Raw genomic sequence first — 17,581 nt, forward strand, 5'->3', positions numbered from 1 at the left:
AAATAAAAATCTAAAAAAATTTAGAATTATAGGAAGGTAAAATTTGAAACGCTACTTAATACTTGAAGACGGAAGTCATTATGAAGGAATAGGTTTTGGGGCAGATAACTTCAAAGTAGGTGAATTAGTTTTTAACACATCTATGACAGGTTATCAGGAAGTATTATCGGATTTATCTTACTGTGGACAAATTACTGTGATGACTTATCCGCTTATAGGAAATTATGGTATAAACAGAGATGATTTTGAAAGTTTGAATCCTGCAATATTCGGGCTTATAGTAAAAGAAGCATGTAAAAGTCCGAATAATTTTAGGAATTCACAAACAATAGATGAATTTTTGAAATTAAAAAATATTCCGGCTATAGAAAATATTGATACCAGAGCAATAACAAAGAAAATAAGAGAAATAGGAACATTAAAAGCTGTGATGAGCGATACTATAGAGAATAAAGATGATATAGTAAAAATGCTTAAAGAAACACCATACATGAATGATCATGTAAAAATGGTTTCTACAAAAAATGCTTTTCCTATACCTAATAGAGGAAAGAAAGTTGTATTAATAGATTTTGGAGCAAAACTAGGAATAATAAGAGAATTAAGCAAAAGAAACTGCGATTTAATTGTAGTTCCTTATGATACAGATTTTAAAACTATAATGAGTTTAAATCCGGATGGAATAATGCTTTCAAACGGTCCGGGAAATCCCAAGGACGTTAAAGAATCTATAAATACAATAAAAGAGCTTATAGGTAAAGTTCCAATATTCGGTATATGTTTAGGACATCAGCTTATAAGTTTGGCATGCGGTGCTGATACTATTAAATTAAAATTCGGACATAGAGGCGGAAATCACCCGGTTAAAGATTTGGAAACAGGAAGAATCAGTATAACAAGTCAGAATCACAGTTATGCAGTAAAAAAAGAAAGTTTATCAAATACGGATTTAATTATGACGCATATATCTTTAAATGACGGAAGCTGTGAGGGAGTTAAGCATAAAAAATATCCTGTATTTTCTGTTCAGTATCACCCTGAATCAAATCCGGGACCTGAAGACAGTAAATATTTATTTGATAATTTTATTGATATGATAAACAACAATTATGGAGAGAAAAATGCCTAAAAGAACAGATATAAAAAAGATATTAGTAATTGGTTCAGGCCCTATTATTATAGGACAGGCTGCAGAATTTGATTATGCCGGTACTCAAGCATGTCAGTCTTTAAGAGAAGAAGGATATGAAGTTGTACTTATAAATTCCAATCCTGCAACAATAATGACAGATGCCGCTATTGCTGATAAGGTATATATAGAACCTATAAATTTAGATTTTGCTAAGAGAATAATATATAAAGAAAGACCTGATGCAATATTAGGTTCTCTTGGAGGTCAAACCGGTTTAAATTTGGTTGTAGAACTTGCTGAAAGCGGAATATTAGATGAATATAATGTTGAAATTTTAGGTACGGATTTGAATGCTATAAATTGTGCTGAAGACAGAGAACTTTTTAAAAATCTTATGAATGAAATCAATGAACCTGTGCCTGAAAGTATAATAGTACATAGTGTTGAAGAGGCCATTGAATTTGCAAACAAAATAGGTTATCACTTGGTTGTTCGTCCTGCATATACTCTTGGAGGAACAGGAGGCGGATTTGCCAGAAATGAAAAAGAATTAATTGAAATATGCGAAACAGGTTTAAAAATAAGTCCTGTACATGAATGCTTGGTTGAAAAAAGTATTGCCGGATATAAAGAAATAGAATATGAAGTAATAAGGGATAATAATGATAATGCTATTGTGGTATGTAATATGGAGAATGTTGATCCTGTTGGAATACATACAGGCGACAGTATAGTAGTTGCTCCTTGTCAGACATTAAGCGATACTGAAAATCAAATGCTTAGAAATGTAAGTCTTAAAATAATAAGAGCTTTAAAAATATGCGGAGGCTGCAATGTACAATTAGCTTTAGACCCTAACAGTTTTAAATATTATATAATAGAAGTTAATCCTAGAGTATCACGTTCAAGTGCTTTGGCAAGTAAGGCAACAGGCTACCCTATTGCAAAAATAAGTGCCAAAATAGCAGTAGGTATGACTTTAGATGAAATAATTAATCCTATCACTAAAAAAAGTTTTGCATGTTTTGAGCCTTCCATTGATTATGTAGTTACAAAATTCCCAAGACTTCCATTTGATAAATTCCCAAATGCCGACAGACAATTAGGCACACAGATGAAAGCTACAGGCGAAGTTATGAGTATAGGAAGAAATTTTGAAGAATCATTTTTGAAAGCTGTTCGTTCTCTTGAAATAAAATGCGATCATATAATTCATAATGATGTTTCTGAATATACAACTAAAAAATTATGGGAGCGTATTGAATTAAGAGATGATTTAAGAATATTTATTATAGCTGAACTTATAAGACGTAAAGAAGATATAAATGATATAATAGAAATTACTCATATAGATAAATTCTTCTTAGACAAAATAAAAAACATAGTAACATTAGAAGAAAAATTATATAAAAATAAAATGGATATAGATGTTTTAAGAGAATGCAAAGAGAGAGGATTTTCTGACAGTTATATATCTAAAGTGTGGGAAGCTGAAGAAATTGATATATACAAATTAAGACATGAGAATAATATAATACCTGTTTATAAAATGGTTGATACCTGTGCAGGAGAGTTTGAAAGCGAAACTCCTTATTTCTACTCTACTTATGAAAATGAAAATGAATCTTTTAAAAGCGGAAAAGAAAGCATAATAGTATTAGGTTCTGGCCCTATAAGAATTGGGCAAGGTGTAGAGTTTGATTATTCTACAGTTCATTCAGTTATGACTATAAGAGATGCCGGTTATGAAGCTATAGTAATAAATAATAATCCTGAAACTGTATCTACTGATTTTTCTATATCCGATAAACTTTATTTTGAACCATTAACCATAGAAGATGTTATGCATATAATAGAACTTGAAAAGCCTAAAGGAGTTATAGTACAATTCGGAGGACAAACTGCAATAAATTTAGCTGAAAAATTAGTCATGCATGGAGTAAATATACTCGGCACTTCTTTAGAAAATATCAATAAAGCAGAAGATAGACATGAATTTGAAGAGATGTTAAAAACTCTAAATATACCTCAGCCTAAAGGTGAAACTGCCATAACTGTTGATGAGGCTTTAGTAATAGCAAATGATATAGGATATCCTGTTCTAGTTCGTCCTAGTTATGTACTTGGAGGAAGAGCTATGGAGATAGTGGATAATGATGCATCTTTGAAAGTTTATATGGAAACTGCTGTAAAAGAAGTAAGCAATAAAGCTCCTATACTAATTGACAAATATGTTATAGGTAAGGAAATAGAAATTGATGCTATTGCCGACAGTGAAAATAATGTATTTATTCCGGGCATTATGGAGCATATAGAAAGAGCAGGAATTCACTCTGGAGATTCTATAAGCGTATACCCTACTCAAACAATATCAAACAAAGTAAAAGAAACTATAATTGATTATGCTAAAAGAATAGGAATAGGATTTAATTTCATAGGGCTTTATAATATACAATTTATAGTTGATAAAGAGAATAATGTTTATGTGCTTGAAGTAAATCCTAGAAGCAGCCGAACAGTACCTTTCTTGAGTAAAATAACTAATGTTCCAATGGCTAATGTTGCTACTATGTGCATACTTGGTAAATCATTAAAAGAACAAGGATATAATAATTTATATAAAGAAGAATCTGATAAAGTATTTGTTAAAGCTCCTGTATTTTCTTTCTCTAAATTGAGAAAAGTTGATACAATACTTGGCCCTGAAATGAAAAGTACAGGCGAGGCATTAGGTTTTGATATCAATTTTGAAAAGGCATTATATAAAGCATTAATAGCAAGCGGATTAAGAATACCTTTGCAAGGAAATGTACTTCTTACTATTTCGGATAATCATAAAAATGAAATACTTGATTTAGCAAAAAGATTTTCTAATATAGGCTACGGAATATATGCTACAAAAGGAACTGCTAATTTCTTGAGAGAAAAAGGACTCTATGTTAAAGAAGTATCAAAAATTTATGAGGAAGGTTTAGAAAATATAATAGATACAATAAGACTAGGCAAAGTTGATTATGTGATAAATACAATAGAAAGCAATAGCCAAACACATTCAGACAGTTTAGAATTGAGAAGAGCTTCTGCTGAAAATAATATATCTTGTATTACATCATTAGATACAGCTTATGCTTTGCTTAAAGTTATAGAATCTATGAATTTCACTATAATGGATTTATCTAATATTTAAAAAATCAAAAACTATGTATTTGTTATTATATTTATATCAAATACATAGTTTTAAAAATTTATTTTAAATAAAAACTAATTACTTAGTATAAATCTTACCGCCATGACGTTCTTTTATTTTGCTTACAGTTTCAGCCATCATATTAACAGAAGCCATAATCTCTTCAAAAGTATCAGGTTTTATAGACTGAGCCCCATCGCATAAAGCATGTTCAGGATCATTATGTACTTCTATAATCATACCGTCAGCACCTGCAGCAAGAGCAGCTAAAGTGAGAGGAAGTGCCATCCAAGCCTTACCGCTAGCATGTGAAGGATCGCCTATTACAGGTAAGTGGCTCATTCTTTTTATCATAGGTATTGCAGAAACATCGAAAGTATTTCTAGTATAAGTTTCAAAAGTTCTTATACCTCTTTCGCATAATACTACATTGCTGTTTCCTTTATCCAAAATATATTCAGCACTCATAAGCCATTCTTCCATAGTATTAGCTAAACCTCTTTTTAAAAGTATAGGCTTTTTTAATTTACCCACTTCTTTTAAAAGTTCGAAGTTCTGCATGTTTCTTGCCCCAATTTGAATCATATCCACAGTATTCTCAAAATCTTCTAAATGTCTTATAGATACAATCTCACTTACTATAGGAATGCCCACTTCTTCTTTTGCAAGTTTTAATATTTTAAGTCCGTCAAGAGCTAAACCTTGGAAAGCATAAGGAGAAGTTCTAGGTTTGAAAGCTCCTCCTCTAAGTATTGAAGCTCCTGCAGCTTTTACGCTTTTAGCAATATTAATAACCTGATCCTCACTTTCAACTGAACAAGGACCTGCTATTATTACGGGTTTTCCTGCCCCTATTTTTACACCGCTTACATCGACAACAGTATCCTCTTTTTTGAAAGCTCTATTTGCTCTTTTGAAAGGTTCTTGTACTTTTAAAACTCTAGCAACACCCGGTAAAGTAGCCATTAATTCTCTATCAACTTTTGAAGTATCCCCTACTATACCTATAACAGTACAGTCAACACCTACTATTTTGTTAGTTCCTAATCCTGCTTCGATGAGTCTGTCTGTTATATTATTTATATATTCTTCTTTAGCATTTGGTTTCATTACAATAATCATAGTAATTATCTCCTTAAAATTAAAATATTATGTTAATTAACTTGTTATATTTGAATATGTTTTCTTATAATTAAAAAATTAATTTATTATGTATTTGTTTTTATTGTTGTGAAAAAATAGAATATACTGGCGCCTTAAACGCCAAAAAAGCTAAAGAAAAATGGGAAGCAAAAAGAGTTGCTTATGATAGAGTTAATAAAAATCTTATCTTTCATAGTAATATATTATATATAAAAATTAATAAATGTCAATAAAAAATATATATAATTAACTAATAATAAGAATTATTAAATAAATTCATTGATTTTATTGTAAAATATTATAGAATAAGCAGAGGTATATCTAAAATAATTTTTAAGGCGGTAATTTTATGAAATTAAATAAATATATGGTTTCACCATCGGTTCCAAAAGAATTAGAACCACTTATAGAAATTACTAAAAACTTTTGGTGGTGCTGGAATCAGAAAGCAGTAACTTTATTAAGAACAATAGATATTGATAATTGGGATAAAAGAGATCATAATCCTATAAGAGTGTTGGGAGAATCTCTTCAAGAACGTTTTGATGCTATGCTTCAAGATGATGCGGCTATGATGAATTTAGCTGAAGTTTATGATGAGTTTAAAACTTATATGAAGCAGGAAACTTGGTATAATAGTTTAGACGATAGCCAAAAAACTCCTAATGAAAAAATAGCTTATTTCTCTTTTGAATATGGTTTGCATGAATCTCTACCTAACTACTCAGGAGGTCTTGGTATATTATCAGGAGACCATTTAAAATCTGCTAGTGATTTGGGTTTGCCATTAGTAGCAGTTGGACTTTTATATAGAAAAGGATATTTCAGACAATATTTAAATGCTGATGGTTGGCAGCAGGAATATGATATAGAAAATGATTTCTTTAACTTGGCTTTAGAAAAAGTTTTAGATAAAAACGGCGAAACTATGAAAGTAGATGTTGATCTGCCTGGAAGAAAAGTTTATGCTCAAATTTGGAAAGCTAATGTAGGAAGAATAGAACTTTATTACTTAGATGCTAATATAGAAGAAAATAGAATTGAAGACAGAGACATTACTGCTCAGCTTTACGGCGGTAATTTAGAAACTAGAATACAGCAGGAAATACTTCTTGGTATAGGAGGTGTTAAGGCTTTAGAGAAATTAGGAATTAAACCTACTATATACCATATGAACGAAGGTCACAGTGCTTTCCTTTCTTTAGAGAGAATAAGACAATTAATGGAAAATAATCATTTAGATAAAAATACAGCAAGAGAAGTTGTATTTAGTTCTAATATATTTACAACTCATACTCCTGTACCTGCTGGTAATGATATATTCCCTATAGATATGATTCAGAAGTATTTCACTGATTATGTTAAACATATAGATATGACTATGGATGAATTCATAAGACTTGGAAGAATCAATCCAGATGATCAAAAAGAAAGTTTCTGTATGACAGTACTTGCTCTTAACCTTTCTGCTGAAAATAACGGTGTTAGTGAACTTCATGGACATGTATCAAGAGCTATGTGGAAAGATATTTGGAAAGGTGTTCCTGTTAATGAGCTTCCTATAGATTCTATTACTAATGGAATTCATACTTTAAGCTGGATATCTTTTGATATGCAAAACTTATTAGACAGATATTTAGGACCTCGTTGGAGAACTAAACCTTTAGAATATGAAATTTGGGAAAGAGTTCAAAAAATACCTGATGCAGAACTTTGGAGAACTCATGAAAGAAGAAAAGAAAGACTTATTGACTTCTGTAGAGAAAGATTAAAAACTCAAATAACAAACAGAGGATTCACAAAAAGCGAAATAGAACATGCTGATCAGATACTTTCTCCTGAAGCTTTAACAATAGGTTTTGCTAGAAGATTTGCTACTTATAAAAGAGGTACATTGCTTTTCAGAGATTTAGAGAGATTAAAGAAAATAGTTACTAATTCTGAAAGACCTGTACAAATCATATTTGCTGGTAAAGCTCACCCACATGATAATGGCGGTAAAGAATTAATAAGAAATATTGCTGAAATTTGCAGAAGAGAAGATTTCAGAGATCATATAGTATTTATAGAAGACTATGATATAAATGTTGCTAGATATATGGTACAAGGTGTTGATGTATGGCTTAATAACCCTAGAAGACCTTTAGAGGCAAGCGGTACAAGCGGAATGAAAGTACCACCAAATGGAGGTTTAAACTTCAGTGTATTAGACGGATGGTGGGACGAAGCTTATGATGGTCAAAATGGATGGCCTATTGGTAACAGAGAAGAATATACTGACTTAGAATATCAAGATGAAGTTGAAAGTAAAGCTCTTTATAATGTTTTAGAAAATGAAATAATACCTCTATTCTATGAAAGAGGAAGAGATAATATTCCTAGACAATGGGTTGCTGCTATGAAATGGAGTATGCAAACTGTTTGTCCTGTATTCTCTACTAATAGAATGGTTGCTGATTATTTCCATAAATTCTATAACAACGCAAGCAGAAGATATTTCAATATGACTGAAAATGAATTTGCTAAAGCTAAAGAATTAAAAGCTTGGAAACAAGATATAGCTTCAAAATGGTCAAAAGTTCTTATTGAAAACACAATTTCTGAAATGCCTTCAAGAAATTTAAAAGTTGGAAGCAAATTTGAAGTTAAAACTATAGTTAATCTTGGAGATATAGCTCCTGATTCTGTAAGAGTAGAACTTTACCATGGTAAGTTAAGCATGAAAGAAGAAATTATAGATCCTATTACAGTTGAAATGAAACATTCTGCTGATTTAGGAAACGGAAGACATTCTTTCTCAGGAACTTTAGAATGTACTAACAGTGGACAAAGCGGTTATGCTATAAGAATGTATCCATATCATAAAGATTTAAGCTATAAATTTGATATGAAACTTATTATATGGAGCTAATATTTAAATAACATATAAATGAAAGGGACTTGAACTATTAAGTTTAAGTCCCTTTTTTATACAAATTAAATAATTGGTATATACAATATTAATATTATTTTAAAAAATATTGATTTCTTAGTTAAGATATATTACAATATAAAAAAGTTATAAAATTTCATCATTAATATATAAAAAAACATAATATATCAAATATTGACTTTTAATATTATAAAGTGTATTATTTAATAAATTTTGCAAGGAGTATTATTATTATGAGAAATGTTATTATTACTGCTACTACAGTTATTCTATCATTAGTATTAATGATAGGATGTCAAAAAAGCAACAATCTAAATTATATTTTTGCTACAGGCGGAACAAGCGGTACATACTATTCATTTGGAGGAAGTATAGCTAGCATATGGAATGCTAATATAGAAGGAATGAATGTTACTGCTCAATCAACAGGAGCTTCTGCTGAAAATTTAAGACTTCTTAACAGACATGAAGCTGACTTAGCATTTGTACAAAACGATGTTATGGACTATGCATATAATGGTACAGACATTTTTGATGGAGAAGTATTAACTAATTTCTCTGCTGTACTTACTTTATACCCTGAAATAGTACAAATCGCAGCTACAAAAGAAAGCGGAATAAAATCAATAGCTGATATGAAAGGAAAAAGAATATCAGTAGGAGATGCTGGAAGCGGTGTTGAATTTAATGCTAAACAAATATTAGAAGCTTATGGATTAAGTTTCAATGATATAAATAAATCAAATCTTTCTTTTAAAGAATCAAGTGACGGATTACAAAATGGTACTTTAGATGCTTGTTTTATAGTTGCTGGAATACCTAATGCCGCTTTACAAGAATTATCTTTATCAAAAGATATAGTTTTGGTTTCTTTAGATAAAACTCAATTAGATGAAATTTTAAATAAATATAAATATTATACAGAAGTAAAAATACCTGCTAATACATATAATAATGTTACTACAGATACTACAGCAATAGCAGTAAAAGCAACTATCGCAGTTAATAATAATATACCTGAAGATGTTGTTTATAATCTAATAAAAACTTTATTTGATAAAAAAGCTGATTTAGCAACTGCTCATGCTAAAGGTGAAGAATTAAATATTGAAGAAGCTTACAAAGGAATATCTATACCATTCCATCCAGGTGCTTTAAAATATTACGAAGAATTGGGATATAATCTACAATAATAAAAAATAATATAAGTGTATTCATTGTTTTTTATATTAATTAAATAATGAATACACTAATAATTATTCTGATATATGTTAAAGAAAATTATTATATGTATATCTGTCATCATAATAATTATTGCTTTATTATTTGTACCTCTATTTCCAAGACTTATATTAAATAGTGTTAAAAATAATAAAGATAATTTTATATTTAATATTAATAAAAAAGAGTTTCTAATTTCATATACACATTCTGTAAATAAAGGAAGAATTAGAGATTACTACATTATAAATAATAATAATGATATTGTGCTCGATAAAACAAGATTTGTTTCTTATGGTGCTGGAATGTCAGATCCGGAAGGTAATGAAAAGATAATTATTACAGATGATTATATAGAAATAAACAATATTAATAAAAAAATAAAAGACTTATATTTATTTGTCGGTATTGTGGCTGATCATAGAATAGAATTTGACGGAAAAGAAATAAAATTAAATACATTATTTAAGCCTCAAATAAATATAAAGATACAATATAAGAAAGTATCATTATTTACAATGATTACAAATATAATGAATAATAAAATATTAAGGGGGAACAATGAAACATAAAAATGATATTCACATTCCAACAGTTGAAGAAATTGATGATTACATGAGTAAATATGACAGTGAATCAAGGTACAGAAGATATTCAGATTGGAAAAAATATTTGATAATAGCAATATCTGTTGTATTCTGCTTGTTTCAATTATATTCAATATTATCTGGAAAAATTACAGCACAGATTGTAAGAGCCACTCACCTATCATTTGTTATGCTTCTTGCTTATCTTCTCTTTCCAATGAAAAAGATATGCCTAAGGATAAACTTCCTTGGTATGATGTTATACTTGCTGTAATAGGTGCTGCTTCTTGGGCTTATATATCATTTAATTTTGAAGCATTAATAAGAAGAGCTGGAATATACACTACAACTGATATTATTATAGGTATAATAGGAATACTTCTTGTATTTGAAGCTTGCAGAAGAATAGTAGGACTTCCTATACTTATAATATCAATAGTTTTTATTATATATGCATTGTTTGGAGCTTATGCACCTGGTTTTTTAAATCATAGGGGATATTCTCTTCAAAGATTAGTATCACATTTATTTTATAATACTGAAGGAATAATGGGTACTCCTATAGGTGCTTCAGCTACATTTATTTTCTTATTTATATTTTTCGGTGCATTGCTTGATAAAACAGGAATAGGACAATTTTTTATAGATATATGTAATGCTATAGCAGGAGGATTTGACGGAGGCCCTGCAAAAGTAGCAGTACTTACAAGTGCAATGTTTGGTACAGTATCAGGAAGTTCTGTTTCAAATACTGTAGGTACTGGAAGTTTCACAATACCTATGATGAAATCTTTGGGATACAGACCAGAGTTTGCTGGTGCTGTTGAGGCTTCGGCTTCTACAGGCGGACAATTAATGCCTCCTATAATGGGAGCTGCTTCTTTCTTAATGGCTGAAAGTTTAGGTATACCTTATATGGAAGTTGCTAAGGCTGCTATCATACCGGCTATACTTTATTTTACAGGTATATTTATAATGGTGCATTTAGAGGCTAAAAAAACAGGACTTAAAGGTTTATCAAGAGATTCTCTTCCTAAAATAGGAGAACTTTTGATGAAGAAAGGTTATTTAGTTATACCTCTTGCTACTATCATATATTTCTTTGTTCTTGGTAAAACTGCAATTTATGCCGGATTAATGGGTATAATAGCTGCTGGTTTAGTTGCTATTGTAAACTCAATAGTAGACATTATAATGAAAAGACAGGTAAGTTTCGGATTCAAAGATTTAATAGATGTTTTCGTTAATGCTGCTAGAAATATAATAAGTGTAGCTGTTGCTTGTGCTATGGCTGGAGTTATAATAGGAGTTATTACTTTAACAGGCTTAGGTTTAAAAATAGGAGCAGGTTTAATATCTATATCCGGTGGAATACCTTTGTTATTATTATTCTTAACAATGGTAAGTTCTATTATACTTGGTATGGGAGTACCTACTACAGCAAATTACCTTATCACTTCAACAATAGCTGCAAGTGCAATAATAGGTTTAGGTTATGAACCTTTAGCTGCTCATATGTTTGTATTCTATTTTGGAATAATTGCGGATGTTACTCCTCCTGTTGCTTTGGCTGCTATGGCTGGTGCTGCTATTGCAAAATCAGATCCGCTTAAAACTGGTATTGAAGCTACAAAACTTTCTATAGGTGCTTTTATAATTCCTTATATGTTTATATTCAATCCTGATATATTAATGATAAACACTACTATTGCTGATGTTATACCTATACTTATAACTTCTCTTATTGGTATGTTTGGAGTATCTGCAGGATTAGAAGGATATGTATTTAGAAAATGTAAAGCTTATGAGAGAATATTATTTATTATAGCTGGATTATTATCTATATATCCTGAATTCTATAGTGACATTATAGGAATAGCAGTTATAGCAATATTAGTGATCATACAAATAGTAACAAAAAATAAAATGAATACTGCCGCTGCTGCTTAATAATTAATAACAATAAATAAAAATAATAATGAGGGAGCTTTAATATTTATAAATGCTTCCTCATTTTTTATATATACCTAAAAAACTATATTTTGTTAAAAATAAATTTAATTTTTATATATGAGGCTTTGCTCCCCGCTGTGCGTGCCTTCGGCAACCCCACTTCTTTTGCGATCGAAGGAAGTACTGTTAAGTATTGCCACAGGCAAAGCCCGCCTCACGAAGTGTGCCTACGGCAGGCGAAAGTCTATATTTGAACTTAAATGTAATAAATTATTTTACATGTAAGACAATTTTAGTATTATTTAGTACTAATTTTATACTTGCATTTTCGCGAAGCGTGCCGACGAAGTCCACCTGCGGTGGCGGCAGCAACTTTGACTAAGTCTGCAGAGCGTGTGCGGTAAAAAAGTAGATAATTCTATATAAAGTGCATAAGTTGACAAACTTAAAAATTTTCAGTATATATTAAATTAAACATCAACTATCAATATATATTTTCTTTTTAATAAAAATATATTATATAATAGATTTATTTTTTATATTATTATAAAATAAATTGGTATAATTTTCATAAAAGGTTATTTAATGATTAATTTTGATGAATTAATAGACAGAAGAAAAACTAATAGTATAAAATGGACTAAAGCATTCGGAGAAAAACCTTTAAAAGAAAATCAAATTCCTATGTGGGTTGCTGATATGGATTTTAAAGCTGCTCCTGAAATAATAGAAGCAATAAAGAAAGAAGCAGATTTTGGTATTTTTGGTTATTTTACTTATGATGAATATTATGAATCTGTTATAAAATGGCATAAAGAAAGATATAATTGGGATATAAAAAAAGAATGGCTCAATTTCACACAAGGATTAGTACAAGGATTTAATATAGCAATATCTGCTTTAACAAGACCAGGTGAAAGTGTATTAGTTTTAACTCCTACTTACTACCCTATGTTTGCAGGAATAAAAAATCAAGGCTGTCAAATAGTTGAATCAGATTTGATATATGATGATAATACTTGCAGATATACTATAGATTATGAAGATGTAGCAAAAAAAGTAAAAGACAATAATCTAACAGCTGCTTTAATAGGAAATCCTCATAACCCTACAGGAAGACTTTACTCTATAGAAGAATTATCAAAATTAGCAGATATCTTAATAGAAAACAATGTTAAAATGATTTGCGATGATATTCACTGCGATATAATAGTAGATCCATCAAAAAAATATACACCATTAGCATCTATAGAAAAATACGCCAATCATATAATTTCAATGAATGCCCCATCAAAAACTTTCAATTTAGCAGGTGCAAAGGTATCAAATATAATAATTCAAAATGAAGAAATAATGAGAGCATTCAAATTTCAAATGGAAAGATTCTGCGTATCTGTTTCTATATTATCATTAGTAGCTTGTAAAACAGCATATTCAAAATGTGCTTATTGGGTTGATGAAATGAAAAAATATGTTTGGGACAATTATAATTATATTAAAGAGTATATAGAAAATAGTATATTAAAAGATTATATAAAAGCTGTGCCTTTAGAAGGTTCTTATTTGATGTTTGCTGATAATAAAAACTTAATGAAAGAATTCAACATGAATCAGGAAGATTTAAATAATTTTTATTATGATTCTTGTAATTTATCATTAGATGAAGGAAATGCTTTCGGAAAAGCTGGAATAGGATTTATGCGTTTTAATTTAGCCACTCAAAGATACTATGTTGAAAAGGCTATGAATAATATATCAGAAGCTGTAAAAAAATTAAAAAAATAAAATAGGAGTTATAAAAAATTATGGATATAGAAATAGTAGAGAAAGAAGATTTTGAAGTTATAGGAAAAGTAGCTGAAGGAGAAAGCGAAAAACATTCAAAATGGGTATTACCTTTATGGCAGGAATTTAATAAAAATATTAAAGAAATAATTAATTTAGTAAAGATTGATGAGAATAATAATTTATCTGGTATATGGGGAATAATGAATGATATAGATGAAACCTTTGCTCCTTGGGGAGAAAGAGGCAAATATATGGCAGGCGTGGAAGTAAAAGAAAATTCTACTCCTCCTGAAGGCTGGACAAAATGGAATATTAAAGGCGGTAAATTTATAAAAGTAAAATGCAATATAGAAAATTACAGCAAAGTATTTACAAATGTAGTTGAAAATTATGCCCCCAAAAACGGATATATAATCATAGGCAATGTTATGGAATATTATATACCCAACAGTAAAGATTTTTATCTATTTTTTAATATAAAAGGAAATTAATATGCTCGAAAAATTAGTTATAGCAACAGCAAATCAACATAAATTAAAAGAAATAGAATCTCTATTCAAAGGAACTGTAATAAAAGAAATTTTATCAATGCCTTCAGATATAGGTGAAATAATAGAAGACGGAAACACATTTATAGAAAACTCACTTATAAAAGCAAAAACAGTATATAATCATACTAAATTACCATCTTTAGCAGATGATTCCGGACTATGTGTTAATGCACTTGGAGGAAAACCCGGAATATATTCGGCAAGATATGGCGGAGAAACATTAGGATACAAAGAAAAAATGCAAATGCTTTTAGATGAATTAAAAGATAAAAATGATAGAACAGCATATTTTATCACTTCTGCTGTATGTGTATTAGATGATAATTATTATATAGCAGTTGAAGGCAGAGTTAATGGTAAAATCATAGAAAATCCAAGAGGCTTTGAGGGTTTCGGTTATGATCCTATATTTCAGCCCGATGGATATGATATCACTTATGCTGAAATGAGTTTGGAAGAAAAAAATTCTATGAGTCATAGAGCATTGGCTATGAATAAGATGAAGGATATTTTATCTAGTATTTATCATTATTAATTTATAAACATATATTAATAAATATTTTCTATAAAAAATATTTATTATAAATAATATTTTATAATTATAGTGTACAGCTAAAACTATATAAATGAATAAACGATAATAGATACACAATTAATTTATTTAAAAATAATAAATTATTTAATATAAAATAAGATAATTAAAAATATCGTTTTAAATGATAATTATTACTATTTAGTATGTATAATAACTTGACAATGAAAAAAAACTTTATATAATATATAGCATGGAGAGGAAATATGGCTAAACTTCACATTGATAACGAAAATGTAAAAAAATACATATTCAATATTTCAGAAAAATTAATGAGACATTTTGACTTGGAATATGAAATTACAAAAGAAGATGAATATTTTGATCTTTATGCTTTTCATAGAAACGATTTCTTTAAATCATTCATAACTAAATCTACAGTTTATGAAGGTTATTCTGTATTTGAACATATGCTTTTAAGATTCATTAAAGAATTAAAAAAAGAAGATATAGAAAATTTTCAGGATATGCTTATTAGGCTTACACCTATATTATCTAACCCTAATAAATTTCATAAAAGAAGTTTAATAACAGGTATATTAGTAACAGAAAGCCCTTTAGATAAAGAATGGGAAAAGATAACTAAAAAATTCTTTTATAAAGTTAATTACAAACTATTATTCCATGGATGGTCAGAAACACAGTATGCAATAGTGTCAATGACAGATAAAAATGTATATCTACCTAAAATGCGTAAGAAAGAATTAAAACTTCTTCTTTCGGATTTTTAGGAAGTTATAAAAAAACAAAAAAAAGGAGATAAAAAATGAATGCTTTCATTCTTCTATTGTTAGGTATGGTCATCTTTTTTGTAGCCTATATTACTTATGGATCATATTTAGCAAAGAAATGGGGTATAGACCCTGGCAAAAAAACACCTGCTCATACTCTTAATGACGGTAAAGACTATGTACCTACTGATGCCAAAGTTCTATTGGGACACCACTTCTCTTCAATAGCCGGTGCCGGTCCAATAACTGGTCCGATTATTGCTACTATGTTCGGATGGCTTCCTGTATATCTTTGGATCATATTCGGATGTGTATTCTTTGGAGGAGTACATGATTACGGTTCATTAGTTGCTTCTTTAAGACATGAAGGTAAATCTATTGGTGAAGTTATAAGACATAATGTTAGCCAAAAAGGTAAAATAATGTTCACTCTTTATGCATTTATTACTATTTGTTTAGTAGTAGCTGCATTCTTAGATATTACAGCTGGTACTTTTGCTGTAAATGTTGATAATGCTAGAGAATCTGCTGCAGCTGGTACTGCTAGTATGTTATTTATTGTTTTAGCTTTATTATTCGGATTTTTAGTATACAGAAGAGGTGCTGGTGTTGCTGTTTCTACAATCGTTGGTGTTGTATTATTAGCAGCTATCATCTTCATTTCTGACAAATTCCCATTCTTAGCATTACAAAAAATACATTGGCAAATAATATTAGTTATTTACATAATATTAGCTTCTTTGATGCCTGTTTGGATATTATTACAGCCTAGAGACTATTTGTCTTCATTCTTGCTTTATGCTATGGTTGTAGGCGGTGTTGTAGGTTTGGTAATAATGAGACCTGCTGTACAAACTCCTGCATTTACTAGCTTTATGCCTAGTGAAGGTAACTATTTATTCCCAATACTTTTCATTACTGTTGCTTGTGGTGCTATATCTGGTTTCCATGCTCTTGTTAGCTCTGGTACTAGTGCTAAACAGCTTAACAGTGAAAAAGATGCAAAATTAGTAGGATATGGTGCTATGCTTATTGAAGGTATAGTTGCTATAGTAGCTTTAATGAGTGTTTCTGCTGTTGCTGGTAACGGCGAAGGTACTCCTGCTGCTAGATTCGCTACTGGTGTTGCTACTTTTATGACTTCTTTCGGAGTTCCTCTAAGTATGGGTAAAACTTTCGTTACTTTAGCATTTGCTTCTTTTGCTTTAACTTCATTAGACAGTGCTACTCGTATAGGAAGATACTTAATACAGGAATTAGGTGAATATACTGGTGCTGATGGAAGAGTACATAAAACTTTCTTAACTAATCCTTATGTAGCTACAGGTATCACTGTATTAGTTTCTTTAGGATTTACTCTTTACGGTTATGCTAGAATTTGGCCTATATTCGGAAGTGCTAACCAATTATTAGCTGGTTTATCTTTATTAGCAGTTGCTGCTTGGATAAAAAATCGTCAGAAAAGAAACTCTTGGGAAAATATTATTCCTTTAGTATTCATGTTCGCAGTTACTCTTTCAGCTTTAGCATTAGTTGTTTATACTAACGTTATGAAAGCTACTTTTGACGGTTATGTATTAGCTGGTATAGCTGCTGTTATGATCATATTAGCTGTTATTGAATTATTCATCACAGGTCAATGGGCTCGCGGATTATCTAAAGAAACTGCTTCTAACCCTAATGATCCTATCAAAAACAAATAATTTTATTTAATATAGAATTTCCCCCTTTCATAATTATTTTATGGAAGGGGTTTTTTATTTC

The 17,581-nt window shown here is 29.7% G+C and carries 11 protein-coding genes and 1 pseudogene; 11 read left to right on the plus strand and 1 reads right to left on the minus strand.

The window, feature by feature from the left end:
- Positions 1 to 43: 43 nt before the first annotated feature.
- Both carA and carB read left to right on the plus strand, forming a co-directional pair.
- Positions 44 to 1,129, plus strand: a complete 1,086-nt coding sequence (gene carA, locus BINT_RS11180; protein ID WP_014488687.1) for a glutamine-hydrolyzing carbamoyl-phosphate synthase small subunit — start codon at positions 44 to 46, stop codon at positions 1,127 to 1,129.
- On the plus strand, positions 1,122 to 4,319 hold the full coding sequence (carB, locus tag BINT_RS11185; RefSeq protein WP_014488688.1) for a carbamoyl-phosphate synthase large subunit: 3,198 nt from the start codon (positions 1,122 to 1,124) through the stop codon (positions 4,317 to 4,319). The genes carA and carB overlap by 8 nt, the downstream gene beginning before the upstream one ends.
- Before the next feature lie 78 nt (positions 4,320 to 4,397).
- On the opposite strand, the gene aroF is transcribed toward carB, so the two are convergent.
- A complete protein-coding gene (gene aroF, locus BINT_RS11190) occupies positions 4,398 to 5,441 on the minus strand; it encodes a 3-deoxy-7-phosphoheptulonate synthase (protein WP_041177433.1) in 1,044 nt (347 codons plus the stop codon).
- Between the two features lie 370 nt (positions 5,442 to 5,811).
- Here aroF and glgP point away from each other — a divergent pair, with 370 nt between their 5' ends.
- The 9 genes and pseudogenes from glgP (at position 5,812) to BINT_RS11235 (ending at position 17,520) form a co-directional block, all read left to right on the plus strand.
- A complete protein-coding gene (gene glgP, locus BINT_RS11195) occupies positions 5,812 to 8,373 on the plus strand; it encodes an alpha-glucan family phosphorylase (RefSeq protein ID WP_014488690.1) in 2,562 nt (853 codons plus the stop codon).
- 254 nt (positions 8,374 to 8,627) lie between these two features.
- On the plus strand, positions 8,628 to 9,587 hold the full coding sequence (locus tag BINT_RS11200) for a TAXI family TRAP transporter solute-binding subunit (RefSeq protein WP_014488691.1): 960 nt from the start codon (positions 8,628 to 8,630) through the stop codon (positions 9,585 to 9,587).
- 75 nt (positions 9,588 to 9,662) lie between these two features.
- Positions 9,663 to 10,187: a DUF1850 domain-containing protein gene (locus BINT_RS11205; RefSeq protein WP_014488692.1), complete on the plus strand. Its 525-nt coding sequence runs from the start codon at positions 9,663 to 9,665 to the stop codon at positions 10,185 to 10,187.
- Positions 10,177 to 12,152, plus strand: a pseudogene (locus BINT_RS11210) (TRAP transporter permease). The gene BINT_RS11205 and the pseudogene BINT_RS11210 overlap by 11 nt, the downstream one beginning before the upstream one ends.
- A gap of 588 nt (positions 12,153 to 12,740) precedes the next feature.
- Positions 12,741 to 13,940, plus strand: coding sequence for a MalY/PatB family protein (locus BINT_RS11215; RefSeq protein WP_014488694.1), 1,200 nt, complete (start codon positions 12,741 to 12,743; stop codon positions 13,938 to 13,940).
- A gap of 20 nt (positions 13,941 to 13,960) precedes the next feature.
- Positions 13,961 to 14,434: a GyrI-like domain-containing protein gene (locus BINT_RS11220; RefSeq protein WP_014488695.1), complete on the plus strand. Its 474-nt coding sequence runs from the start codon at positions 13,961 to 13,963 to the stop codon at positions 14,432 to 14,434.
- Position 14,435: 1 nt separating this feature from the next.
- Complete coding sequence (gene rdgB, locus BINT_RS11225) at positions 14,436 to 15,029, plus strand: RdgB/HAM1 family non-canonical purine NTP pyrophosphatase (protein ID WP_014488696.1); 594 nt, start codon at positions 14,436 to 14,438, stop codon at positions 15,027 to 15,029.
- A gap of 263 nt (positions 15,030 to 15,292) precedes the next feature.
- Positions 15,293 to 15,817 (plus strand): hypothetical protein, encoded by a 525-nt coding sequence (locus BINT_RS11230; RefSeq protein ID WP_014488697.1) that lies wholly within the window; start codon positions 15,293 to 15,295, stop codon positions 15,815 to 15,817.
- A gap of 35 nt (positions 15,818 to 15,852) precedes the next feature.
- Positions 15,853 to 17,520: a carbon starvation CstA family protein gene (locus BINT_RS11235; RefSeq protein ID WP_041177434.1), complete on the plus strand. Its 1,668-nt coding sequence runs from the start codon at positions 15,853 to 15,855 to the stop codon at positions 17,518 to 17,520.
- The last annotated feature ends 61 nt before the right edge of the window (positions 17,521 to 17,581 follow it).

Source organism: Brachyspira intermedia PWS/A, assembly GCF_000223215.1.
GTDB lineage: Bacteria > Spirochaetota > Brachyspiria > Brachyspirales > Brachyspiraceae > Brachyspira > Brachyspira intermedia.